Annotated in this window: 9 protein-coding genes; 7 read left to right on the top strand and 2 right to left on the bottom strand. The window is 43.0% G+C overall.

All coding sequences use genetic code 11. The annotated features are described in order from the left end of the window. Positions 1 to 292: 292 nt before the first annotated feature. The 4 genes from WA010_RS10845 to WA010_RS10830 all read left to right on the top strand — a co-directional run bounded on the left by WA010_RS10845 (position 293) and on the right by WA010_RS10830 (position 3288). A complete protein-coding gene (locus WA010_RS10845) occupies positions 293 to 1408 on the top strand; it encodes a methyl-accepting chemotaxis protein (protein WP_422557130.1) in 1116 nt (371 codons plus the stop codon). A 222-nt stretch (positions 1409 to 1630) separates the two neighbouring features. Then, positions 1631 to 2221 carry a ParA family protein gene (locus tag WA010_RS10840; protein WP_422557129.1) on the top strand — a complete coding sequence of 197 codons (591 nt, stop codon included), beginning with the start codon at positions 1631 to 1633 and terminating at the stop codon, positions 2219 to 2221. Between the two features lie 15 nt (positions 2222 to 2236). Continuing rightward, complete coding sequence (locus WA010_RS10835; protein WP_422557128.1) at positions 2237 to 2488, top strand: hypothetical protein; 252 nt, start codon at positions 2237 to 2239, stop codon at positions 2486 to 2488. Next, positions 2485 to 3288, top strand: a complete 804-nt coding sequence (locus tag WA010_RS10830) for a hypothetical protein (RefSeq protein WP_422557127.1) — start codon at positions 2485 to 2487, stop codon at positions 3286 to 3288. Before WA010_RS10835 ends, WA010_RS10830 begins: the two co-directional genes overlap by 4 nt. 139 nt (positions 3289 to 3427) lie before the next feature. Here WA010_RS10830 and WA010_RS10825 read toward each other — a convergent pair whose 3' ends face one another. Together WA010_RS10825 and WA010_RS10820 are read right to left on the bottom strand one after the other, a co-directional pair. After that, the gene (locus tag WA010_RS10825; RefSeq protein ID WP_422557126.1) at positions 3428 to 3985 is read right to left on the bottom strand and encodes a PhnA domain-containing protein; all 558 of its coding nucleotides are present in this window, start codon (positions 3983 to 3985) and stop codon (positions 3428 to 3430) included. Between the two features lie 39 nt (positions 3986 to 4024). Continuing rightward, positions 4025 to 4810 (bottom strand): MBL fold metallo-hydrolase, encoded by a 786-nt coding sequence (locus WA010_RS10820; RefSeq protein ID WP_422557125.1) that lies wholly within the window; start codon positions 4808 to 4810, stop codon positions 4025 to 4027. A 164-nt stretch (positions 4811 to 4974) separates the two neighbouring features. Between WA010_RS10820 and WA010_RS10815 the strand changes: the two genes are divergently transcribed. From WA010_RS10815 to WA010_RS10805, 3 genes are read left to right on the top strand one after another with little or no spacing between them, the layout of a single operon-like run. Continuing rightward, positions 4975 to 8346, top strand: coding sequence for a DUF2126 domain-containing protein (locus WA010_RS10815; protein ID WP_422557124.1), 3372 nt, complete (start codon positions 4975 to 4977; stop codon positions 8344 to 8346). A 49-nt stretch (positions 8347 to 8395) separates the two neighbouring features. Beyond that, positions 8396 to 10861 carry a circularly permuted type 2 ATP-grasp protein gene (locus WA010_RS10810; RefSeq protein WP_422557131.1) on the top strand — a complete coding sequence of 822 codons (2466 nt, stop codon included), beginning with the start codon at positions 8396 to 8398 and terminating at the stop codon, positions 10859 to 10861. A 3-nt stretch (positions 10862 to 10864) separates the two neighbouring features. After that, complete coding sequence (locus tag WA010_RS10805; protein WP_422557123.1) at positions 10865 to 11755, top strand: transglutaminase family protein; 891 nt, start codon at positions 10865 to 10867, stop codon at positions 11753 to 11755. Positions 11756 to 11983: the final 228 nt, after the last annotated feature.

The raw sequence follows: 11983 nt of genomic DNA, 5'->3' as shown, positions 1-11983 counted from the left end.
GTAAAGAACACTTCTAGTAGAATTACATTATTACACCCTCCAATAACCTTTTTTCTTATAAAGTGGTGATAGAATATCTGCCCTCTATGTTTGGTTAACATTTTTTAGTATAAAGATTAATATAGTATTCTATCAAATTCATAAATATTATAAAAAATTATTTTTACTTATAAATAAAAGATCATTAGCATAAAAAAATCATAAAAAAGTCTTAAATAGCTAATTTTATGGATTAATTAAGAATTACATCATTAATATATTGAGTAGATACTATGCATTAGAAAGGGTAAAAATGTTTTTTGGAAATAAAGATAATACGGCAATTCTTGAGCCTCTTCATGCAAAAATAGCTGAACTAGAACGAGAAAATAATGATTTAAAAGATGAAAATACACGTTTGAATCAAGAGATGGCAGGATTCAAAAATAATGCTGTTATGTTCCAACTTATACATGATTTGACTGAAAACTTAACTAATGCTTGTCAACTTGATTTGGGGTTATTGCAAAAAGATCTTGCAGATAATGTTAGTCATTTGGAAGAGATTGAATCACTCAATAAAAGCAATCACAATAATGCTATTGAGATTAATAATGAAATCGGTGAAATTTTAGATATTCAACAAAAATTGGTCAGTAAAATAACGGATAATTATGGTTCTGTTAGTCAGCTTAGTGATGGTGTTGGGTCTATTGGGCAAGTAATAGATTTAATCAAAGATATTTCAGATCAGACTAATTTATTGGCACTGAATGCCGCAATTGAAGCAGCTCGTGCTGGTGAACATGGACGAGGTTTCGCGGTTGTTGCCGATGAGGTGCGTAAACTGGCAGAGCGAACACAAAAAGCAACTGCTGAAGTAGCGATGAATGTTCAGAGCTTAAAACAAAATGCTATGGATATTTATGAGCGATCCAGCTCAATGGAAGAGATATCATCTATCTCAAGCAGCAAATTGGAGCAGTTTCGTAATACGCTTTGCGAATTAAGCAGTAAAACCGAAGAGATAGAAAATGATTCGACAAATGTTCTTTACTCTGTGTTTATGGTATTGGTCAAATTGGATCATTTACTTTTCAAAGCAAAAGGGTATAAAACGGTATTCAGTGCTAAAGTAGAGGATGAATTTGCAGATCATCACCATTGTCGTTTAGGTAAATGGGCTGAAGGTGGAAAAGGATCTCAGATTTTTGGGCATACACCAAGTTTTAGAAAATTGGAAGTTCCGCATAAGGCTGTGCATGACAACATTCTAGCTGCAGTTAAATGTGTAAGCTCAGGTAGATGCGGTCAAGAATCTAAAAATGTAATGACCTATTTTAAAGAAGCAGAAACTGCGAGTCGAGAGGTTGTTGGTACGCTTAATGCAATGTTGCTTGAAGAGCGACAAAAACGTGTTAATAAATAGCTAGTTAAAATTTTAATGATAATCGGGGGCTTTACCCCCCCCAAATTTTGGTATCTTTTATCATCTTCATTGCTGATTCTTACATAAATATATCCTCTCACTTTTTTTTAATCTCGGTAAATATCAATTTGAGTTATGTATTTTTTACAGTTTAAAACTTGATTTATCTATTTATTATAGGTAAAATACTGTAACTAACAGGTTTTAAATATAAGGAAATGGATGAATATTACGATTGTCAATTTTAAAGGGGGAGTAGGTAAATCGATGATTGCCCACCAGCTGATATCAGGATTCGGCTTTCACGGGTACGAGATCGATCCTTACGGTTCACTCTCGGATCGGCTTCCGGATCGGGTGGAGCGGATCGATATTCAGCAAAAGCATTTAGAGTATCCTGCCAATGAGACGATTTTTGATTTCGGTGGGTTTGATGATGTCAAACTTGATCAGGCGATAGAATACTCGGATTTGATTATTATCCCGTTTATCCCGACACTGGAGACGATACAGGGGACAGTGGATACGCTGGTACGCGTCTCATCGGCAAATAAACCGATTCTCATGGTACCGAATATGAGTCAAAAAGAGAACGATATCAACGATGCGAAATTTGTTTTCGAAGATACGCTTGGGTTTGAGATCGAGATGTTTCCGATTCCGATGAGCGTGGCTTTACAAACGGCAATCAATGAAAATAGTTCCATCATCGAACTCTCACAGCAAGGGGGGATCAAAGCGTATGCGTACAGAAAAAGTGCGAATTTGATTCGTGATCTGCATGAGAAAATTCGAGAATACGATAATGTATAAAGGGGGAGGGCGTCAATGGAAGAGGTAAAAGAGAATAAATTTGCCGCACGGGTAACGCAGAGAGAACTCTCGACTCATAAAACGATCCAGATAGCCAAACATCCGGGGGGACGTCCGAAGAAAAACGATGAGGTGAAACAAAGCGAGAAAGTTTTTCTCACCCTCACCAAAAGCGAAAAAGAAAAAATTGATGCCTATGTGGGTAAAACAGGTGAGTCGATCGCAGGAGCGATTCGGCGAGCATTAAAAGAGATGGGGATGATATGAAAATAATGAAACAATCGATAGTTTTGGCAGCGGCATTGGTACTGTTTAGTGGGTGTATTCCGCAACCCGAAGTTACACCACAAAAAGCGTGTATGAGTGCATCACAGCTCAATGCCTACGGGTACGATCACCTCGAAAAAGTGGCGAAATTGCTCCGTGAAGATAAAAAGAACATCGAATCATTCGAAGGATTTATCAGTGCGATGAAAGGGACGGTGGACAGTTATGCACAGATGATAAAATCAAGCGTTTATATCAGTAATGTGGTACGATTTTTACCGATCCCCTATGCCGGAGAGGTCTCCAATACGACCAAACTGCTTTCCAAAACGGTACTCAACCTCGGCGGAGCGGCAAGTGCGCTGAACAAATACAAAAGCAGTTCGGAGTATTTTCTCTCCAGTTTTGATAAACTAAACCGTTCCAATGCCAGTGCCGCAGAGATATCCAAGTTAGCCGTGTATGCCGATACTAAACTTCTCAATGATGCGAAAAATCTCGAAAATTCCCTCAAAGAGATATCAGCTTCGACGGAGATGATGGCGGCAACGACGCAAAGTATCGCCGATGCTCTCGACACAACGGGAAATTATATGAATCAGGCGAAGAGTTTTGTGGGGCTTTCACAGCCTAGCGGAGATGATAAAAGTACCGTCGTTCAGAATCGCAACTCGATCAATGCCCGTATGGCACAGCTCAACCAAAAAATCATATCATTAGAAAAGAGCGGAGAATCACACCGTTTTAATATCGCGAAAGCGCGGACTTATTCGGAGTTGGCGGTACAGTTGGAGAAGTGATTTAAGATAGATTATTTCTGCCTCGTAATGAGGCAAGCGTTTGCTGTCACCTATGGCTAAGCTTTTCGCTACGCTACATGTGCCATAGCGGCTAGCGTAGCCAAAGGGATGAATTCCTTTGGCGTTCAATTTTATGTGGTTATGCCTTTTTCATAAACGCGGCAACGAGGACGATCGTAGAGCCGTTGATTTTTCCCTCGATGTAGCGTGCGTCATCGGTAAGACGGATATTTTTAACGATGGTTCCCCGTTTAGCGGTGAATCCTGCCCCTTTTACTTCGAGGTCTTTGATAAGTGTTACGGTATCTCCTTCGGCAAGGATCGTTCCGTTGCTGTCGCGTTGAACAACTGGCCCACCGTCATCATTACCTGCTGTACTCAACACCCCCGCTTGCGCCCATGCTTTAACATCGTCTTCGAGGTACATCATGTCGAGTTGATCTTGATCGCCGAGTGCTGATAGGAGACGATATGCCATCACTTGTACGGCAGGTACTTGGCTCCACATACTATCACTTAAACAACGCCAGTGATCGGCATCTAAGTTTTGAGGATTTTCGATTTGGCTTTTGCAGGTTTTGCAGATATGGATCGATTGATCCTCTGTCCCATCACTCGGTGCTACTTCGAAAGCACTTAGACCCTCAGTCGCACCACATAATTCGCAAATATTTCCACTACGTTCTTCAATACTCATAATAACACCTTACTTAATTAATAATGGCATTATAGCGTATTAGGGCTGTGTGTAATTGATCCCATCGCCGTCGATGAGAACTTTCCCGCCGTTACGGAGGAGTTGAAGTGCGTTTAGCTCTTCGATGATAGTGGAGACAAAGAGTGCTTTAAGATGCATAACATAGAGGGAAAAATCGTCTCGTTTACATTTTTTCAACTCTTCGGCGAGGAGTGAGGGAGTGAGGTGTTTACTGTCAAATGCCAGTTTTTCAAAGCTAGAAGGGAAGGAAACTTCAGTGATGAGGGTATGGATATTGGGGTGCTCATCCAGTAACTCCCAGATACGATCGCATTTATAAGTATCAGAGGTAAATAAAATACCTGATTCACCTTTTTCGATTATATAGCCACAACTTCCTTCTGTATGATTTGTTTTAAATGGGGTAAGAGTAACTCCGTCTATATTATAAGGAGATTCAATTTCTAATTCGATAAATTCGATAGTTTTATCAGTATAGCCGATAAGGGTGATTTCTTTGAAATTGGGCCAAATACGATGGTTAAAAATAAATTGTTGGAGATCATCAAGTGTCGATTTTAACCCGTAAATTTTGAGAGCAATATTTTTTTTAGCAACAAAGAGATCAGCAAGAAAAGGGATGTCAATAATATGATCAAGATGAGAATGTGTCAAAAAAATATGTTCGATAGTAAAAATATTATCACCAAAAGTGTTGATAAGGTTACCGGCATCGATAACACAGTGATCGCTAATGAGCAAACATGTTGTCCCTTGTGTTGGAGTTCGTGTTCCACTTGTACCTATAAATTTTATATTTTCCATCGTTTTACCTTGATATAGGAGATTACATTATAATACAAGTAGAGATGAATTGTTATTTTAGAAGCTAGTTAATCATTTTATGAGCACTTAAAATTTGTTATTTAGAGTAAGTTGTGTTATCCTTACCTCTAATTTAAAACGCAAGTTACGAGCAAAGGAATCCGATGTCGCTCAAAGTTGTCCTCTCTCACAAAACCCATTATACTTTTGATAAACCAATCAATTTATCTCCTCACGTAATCCGTCTCCGTCCCGCGCCCCATAGCCGTACTCCAATCGAAGCTTATTCGCTCAACATCAAGCCTGATGATCATTTTATCAACTGGCAGCAAGATCCGTTCGGGAACTATCTCGCACGGATCGTTTTCCCTGAAAAGACGACAGAGCTTTCTATCGATGTAGAGGTGTTGGCTGAACTGGTGAGTATTAACCCGTTTGACTTTTTTGTCGAAGAGTATGCGACCAATTTTCCGTTTAAATATAAGAAAGAGCTCAAAAAAGAGCTAGCCCCCTATCTGAAAGTTACTGAGAGAGGAAAGCGTCTCAGTGAGTTTGTACACTCTATCGATTTAACTCCGCGCTCTATTAATGATTTTTTAGTAGAGTTAAACATGAAGGTTCATCAGCATCTAAACTATACCCTCAGAATGGAACCGGGAGTTCAAGCCTGTGCCGTCACCCTAAAAGGTAAAACAGGTTCATGCCGCGATTTCGCATGGCTTTTTGTGCAGGTGCTTCGTCATTTAGGTCTTGCGGCCCGTTTCGTATCTGGGTATCTCGTTCAGCTCTCTGCTGATGTTAAATCTCTCGATGGTCCGAGCGGTCCCTCTGAAGATTTTACCGATTTACACGCATGGACGGAGGTCTATATTCCGGGTGCGGGATGGATCGGTCTGGATTCGACGAGCGGTCTTTTCGCCGCAGAAGGGCATATTCCTTTGGCGTGTACTCCGAATCCTGAGAGTGCCGCTCCGGTCGAGGGGGCGATGGACAAGTGTGAAGTAGAATTTGAATATTCCAACACGGTAACGAGGGTTTTTGAATCACCGCGTGTGACCAAACCTTACCGTGCCGAGCAGTGGGAAGCGATCGATGCACTTGGATATGCAGTTGATCGTGAACTGATGGATAATGATGTTCGTCTTACGATGGGGGGAGAGCCGACCTTCGTCTCCATCGATGATATGGAATCACCCGAGTGGAATACCGAAGCGGACGGTCCGCATAAACGCGAACTCGCCAATGTCCTCTCTAGACGATTGTTAAAAACATTCGGCAAAGGGGGATTACTCCATCATGCACAGGGGAAATGGTATCCGGGTGAACCGTTGCCACGTTGGATGTCCACGATTATTTGGCGCAAAGACGGACAGCCGATTTGGAATAATCCTGATCTATTAGCGAGTTTGGATCAGACATTTGATTATACCCCTGAAGATGCGCGGAAATTTTTAGCAACTTTATGTCTCAATCTCGGGATCAGCGATAAAAACATCCATGATGCCTACAATGATCCTCTCGTGGCATTGTTGCAAGAGTCCCTCTTACCGGTCGATGTCGATCCGATGAAAACGAGTTTAAAAGATTCACTGGAACGCCGTGCATTGGCCGATAGCCTCTCCAACGGAATCGATAAACCGGCCGGATTTGTCCTTCCTCTAAACTGGGGAACGACGCGTTGGGTAACGTGCCGATGGGAGTTTCGACGTGCTCAGCTCTTTCTCGCACCGGGTACCTCTCCTGTAGGTCTGCGTTTGCCTCTGGATTCATTGACCCATAAACCGCACGTCGAGCTGGAGCAGAGTTTTGAACCCGATCTTTTCGGTGCTTTTCCCTCTTTAGGTGAATACCACAGTGCAGTAAAAGAGCGTGCGGCGAAGGTGAAAACAACCACCAAAAAAACAGCTGATTATGAAACCTTTGTCCGTACGGCGATTAGTTTGGAAATACGTGAACAAAAACTCTTTATTTTTCTCCCCCCTATCACCAATACCGAGGCATTTTTGGATCTTATAGCGTCGATCGAAGAGACGGCTGAAGCTCTGCAAATGGCCGTTATGATCGAGGGGTACGAGCCTCCGCATGATCTACGGATAGAGCGAATGCGGGTCACTCCCGATCCGGGGGTTATCGAGGTCAACATCCATCCGACGTCGAGCTGGGAGGAGCTCACTGGGGTGATCGATACTCTTTACGAAGAGGCGCATCAATCCCGTTTAGGGACGCTCAAATTTATGCAAGACGGTAAGCAAATGGGGACAGGTGGCGGAAATCACGTCACCATCGGAGGGCTCACCCCGAGTGATAGTCCGTTGCTCCGAAATCCTGATCTGTTGCGTTCACTCATCACGTTTTGGCAGCATCATCCGAGCTTATCGTATCTTTTCTCAGGGCAGTTTATCGGACCGACGTCTCAGGCGCCGCGTGTCGATGAGGGGCGGTTGGAAAATCTTTATGAGCTTGAGATTGCGTTTAACCAAATCCCTGAGAATGAAGAGGTGCCGTTTTGGCTCACCGACCGACTGTTTCGTCACATGCTTACCGATTTGACGGGGAATACCCATCGCAGTGAGTTTTGTATTGACAAGCTCTACTCCCCCGACTCCTCGACAGGACGGCTGGGGATTTTAGAGCTTCGAGGATTCGAGATGCCGCCGCACGCACAGATGTCGTTGATGCAGATGTTGTTGGTTCGTACCCTTGTAGCGCTGTTTTGGAAAAAACCGTACAAACATAAACTGGTACGCTGGGGGACACAACTCCACGATAAATTCTTGATCGAGCATTATGTTCGTGAAGATATCCGTGATATCGTCGAGTTTTTACGCTCTGAGGGGTACGCTTTTGAGACCGACTGGTTTAATCCATTTTTCGAGTTCCGTTTCCCACTCTATGGGATGAGTACCATCGAGGGGATTCACTGCGAATTGCGCGGAGGAATCGAGCCGTGGAATGTGTTGGGTGAAGAGTCGAGCTCACAAGGAACCGCCCGTTATGTTGATTCCTCGCTAGAGCGGGTACAGGTCAGAGTACGCGATTTCGTGAGTGAACGCTATGTCCTCACGTGTAACGGAGTGCGTGTGCCGTTGGTGAGTACGGGGGTAGAGGGGGAATATGTTTCAGGGGTGCGTTATCGTGCGTGGCAGCCGTGGTCGGCACTCCATCCGACCATTGGGGTTGATACGCCGCTCGTGTTTGACATTGTTGATACATGGAATCGTCGTTCAATGGGGGGGTTCACCTATTTCATCGCCCATCCGGGTGGTCGTGCATACGATACTATTCCCATCAATACTCTCGAAGCACAATCGCGCCGTATCAGTCGATATTGGGGATTCGGACATACGCAGGGAGAGATGGAAGAGATTCATGAGCCGATGATCCGTGAGCAAGAGCTGATGGGAGAAGAGGGTATAGCACGCAAAGTATTAGCCCATCCGCAGCAAAAAACCTTTACCTATCAAGAACTTCCGGGGTCACTGGAATACCCGCATACCCTTGATTTACGTCGCAAATGGAGCCCTAATGCACAATAGGGTAAAATTAGAAATATGTTCGTGAAGAAAAGGTAATGTATTGAATTCGATGTTTGAACGCTATTCCCAAAACTCATCCTACGATGAGATGTTTGATCAGGATAAAAATGTCCGTCCCCATTGGAAAGCGTTAAAAGAGAATCTTGAGAAAATCACTCTTGAGAATCTTATTTCCAAACAAAAAGAGATAGATTGGCGGCTCGAAGACAACGGCGTTACCTACAATGTTTACAACGATCCAGGGGGGTTAAACCGCCCTTGGAAACTCGATCCGATCCCCTTGGTTATCGAAGAGGAACAATGGAAAATCGTCGAAGAGGGGCTTAAACAGCGCTGTCGGCTTTTTAATCTTCTGCTCCAAGATATTTATGGTGAGCAAAAAACGATCAAAGACGGCATTATTCCGATGGAAGTGATCTATGCTCACGGCGGTTTTATGCGTGAGATGCACGGGATGAAGATGCCCTTAACCATTTACGCCGCCGATATGGCACGTGGGCCGGATGGGAAATTGTGGGTGATCAATGATCGTACGCAGGCACCATCGGGTTTAGGGTATGCCATCGAAAACCGTCTAACGATGAACAGTGCGATGCAGGATCTTTTTGAGGGGATCTCTGTTCAGAGGCTGTACGATTTTTTTGAAACCTTTAAAGCACTGTTCCAAAACAACAGCCGAAATTTCGATCCGCTTAATGTTCTCCTCTCGCCGGGACCACACAATGAAACCTATTTTGAACATGCTTATCTCAGTTCATTTTTGGGACTTACCCTCGTTCAAGGGCAGGATTTACTGGCTAAAAACGGAGCCCTTTGGCTCAAAAGCCTTAAAGGACTTCGCCGAGTTGATACGATTTTACGGCGTGTTGATGAAAACTATTGTGACCCGTTGGAGCTTCGTTCGGATTCTCAGCTAGGGGTCGCAGGATTGGTTCAATCGATCAGATCCGGTGGAGTCGGAATGATCAATCCGTTGGGAAGCGGAGTCTTGGAAAACCTCGGACTCAACCCGTTTATGCCCCATTTGGCTCGTTATTTTCTCGATGAAGAGCTTATTTTACCTCAAATCGCGACGTGGTGGTGCGGTCAAGCTAAAGAGCTAGAGTATGTTTTGGAGAATTTAGAGCATCTTATCATTAAAACAATCGATCGAGTGGATGTTAAACATACCTATATCGGTAAACAATTAAATAAAAAAGAACTTGGGGCACTTCGCAAATCGATTTTAGAACAGCCTCATCGTTATGTCGGACAAGAAGAGGTAGAATTCGCCAACTGCCCGACACTGATTAAAGAGTCGATAGAACCACGCAAAGCGGTAATTCGTGCCTATACGATAGCTCAAGAAGATACCTATACCCTTATGCCGGGAGCATTGGTGCGTGTCGGGATAAATAGTGATTCTTTGATGATATCGAACCAATTTGGAGGGAGCAGCAAAGATTTATGGGTGTTGGGGGAATCTAGCAGTGTCCCCCTGACACCGATATTTCATGGTAAATCTGTGTTTGAAAATTCATTTGAAAACATCCCGAGCCTTCGAGCCGAAAATTTGTTCTGGTTGGGTCGTTATTTGATGAGAGCGATTATTACGTCACGCATGATTCGTACTACCTTAAAATATATGACGAATGCATCTCGTTACGATCACGTTTCAAACCGACAAACGGTAGAGATGCTGAGCAAAACATTGACCCATGTGACGATGACTTATCCGGGATTTTTAGAAGAAAATAGAGTTGTTTCTCCTTTCGAAGAGATTGCATCGGTGAGTTTTAACAGTGGACGGGTTGGGAGCTTGGCACAAATTATTACGATGCTCTCCAATACCAATACCTATGCCAAAAATCTTCTACCACTCGAAGCTTCCCGTATTTATGAGCACCTGGATCGTGAATGGAACCAATTTTGTTGTGAAGAAAATCCCCATCCACGTTATATGATTCATAATATTGGTAAGTTGTTGATGCAGCTAATGGCATACAAAGAGCTTATTCAAGAGAGTCTATTTGCCGATCAGGGATCGATCCTTTATGAGATCGGCGCACGGATCGAGAGATCTCAATTGTTGATTTCAAAAGCGAGAAGCTTGTTGACACCGGCGTATGATGGAGTGAGCGAATATGAAGTATTGGAAACATTGCTGAGCACCTGTGAGAGTTTAAATGCGTATCGCGCCCGCTACCGTTCATCCTATGAAATGCGTAATGTCATCGAGTTTTTATTGCTGGATATCAATTTTCCTAAATCGTTGATCAGCGAGATTGACGGATTGATGAAATTGCTTCCTCAATTACCGAAATTCAAACACGCGATCTACCTCACACGTTATGAGGAACCTATATTTGAGGCATTTTCAATGATACGTTTGAGTAAATTAGATGATCTTTGTCTGTTGGGAGAGGAAGAGTACATTCGGAGTGAACTCGATACGTTGTTATCTCAGCTCTCTTCTAGGTTGCTTCTTGCTTCCGGTGAGTTATCGAAAACCTATTTTGCCCATTATGATGAGTAGAGAATGATATATACCATTTACCACAGTACCCGATTCGTTTATCAGCATGAGGTGGGATTTAGCCATAACCTGATCCGTCTTCAACCCAGAGATACAGAAACACAAAAAGTACTTAATTTTGATCTTACTATTGAACCCATGGCGGCTGAATGTGAAGGATATAATGATTTTTTTGGAAACCATCTCCATCACCTTTTAGTGCGTGAACCGCATACTATTCTTAGTGTTGCGGCTCAGTCACGCGTCGAAATCAATGCTGACTCTCTATCGCGGCTTCAAGAAAATACGCAGAGGGTAGCATCTCTTACATTCGCGCAAGCACAGGAGCGGATGATGTTTCTCACGCCTGAAATTATCGAGGCAAAACAGTTTTCGCTAAAAAGCCCGTTTCTATCGATTGCTTCGGCAGAAATTATAGCTTATGCTTTGGTATCGATTAAGCCTGAACGCTCTTTATATGAGAGTATTATTGAATTTATGGGGCGAATATTTATTGACTTTTCTTTTGTAAGCGGATTTAGTGATCTGAGTACTTCAGTTGAGAGAGTTTTTTTAGAGAAAAAGGGGGTATGTCAGGATTTCGCCCATTTTGCTCTAACGGCATTACGCGGAGTCGGACTCTGTGTACGCTATATGAGCGGCTATATTGAGACCACTCCGGCAGAGGGGAACGAAAAACTTTTTGGTTCCGATGCTTCCCATGCATGGTTTTCTGTCTTTTTTCCGGGATTCGGATGGTTTGATTTTGATCCTACAAACAATATGGTTCCGCTTGATCAGCATATCGTTTTAGGATACGGGCGTGATTATGGAGATATCTCTCCAATGCAAGGTGTCGTGAGCGGAAGCGGTTCGAGTCATTTAGGGGTAATGGTGGATGTCTCTCGGGAATAAAATCCTTTGAAACCCATATATAATGAAGCGTTTGATACGCTTTGAAATCTTTTTCGAAATTCTTTTAAATTTCTTCCCAAAACCTCTTGACATCTTTCAACTTTTCCCCTATAATTCCCGTCCACAAACACTGGGAAGCTTGAAAAAGCGACTTAGATTTGAGTTTGAGATCATTGAAAACTAAGCAGGTTAGCGGATCGGGACGATGTCTTCGAGACGTTGACTATG

The organism is Sulfuricurvum sp. (genome assembly GCF_049305995.1).
GTDB lineage: Bacteria > Campylobacterota > Campylobacteria > Campylobacterales > Sulfurimonadaceae > Sulfuricurvum.
The sequence above is the reverse complement of the archived record's forward strand: the minus strand, read 5'-3'. Positions and strand labels throughout refer to the sequence as shown.

Bases quoted from the DNA above. Each gene is read 5' to 3' on its own strand.
- WA010_RS10845 (WP_422557130.1), top strand. From the start codon at position 293: ATGTTTTTTGGAAATAAAGATAATACGGCAATTCTTGAGCCTCTTCAT.
- WA010_RS10840 (WP_422557129.1), top strand. From the start codon at position 1,631: ATGAATATTACGATTGTCAATTTTAAAGGGGGAGTAGGTAAATCGATG.
- WA010_RS10835 (WP_422557128.1), top strand. From the start codon at position 2,237: ATGGAAGAGGTAAAAGAGAATAAATTTGCCGCACGGGTAACGCAGAGA.
- WA010_RS10830 (WP_422557127.1), top strand. From the start codon at position 2,485: ATGAAAATAATGAAACAATCGATAGTTTTGGCAGCGGCATTGGTACTG.
- WA010_RS10825 (WP_422557126.1), bottom strand. From the start codon at position 3,985: ATGAGTATTGAAGAACGTAGTGGAAATATTTGCGAATTATGTGGTGCG.
- WA010_RS10820 (WP_422557125.1), bottom strand. From the start codon at position 4,810: ATGGAAAATATAAAATTTATAGGTACAAGTGGAACACGAACTCCAACA.
- WA010_RS10815 (WP_422557124.1), top strand. From the start codon at position 4,975: ATGTCGCTCAAAGTTGTCCTCTCTCACAAAACCCATTATACTTTTGAT.
- WA010_RS10810 (WP_422557131.1), top strand. From the start codon at position 8,396: ATGTTTGAACGCTATTCCCAAAACTCATCCTACGATGAGATGTTTGAT.
- WA010_RS10805 (WP_422557123.1), top strand. From the start codon at position 10,865: ATGATATATACCATTTACCACAGTACCCGATTCGTTTATCAGCATGAG.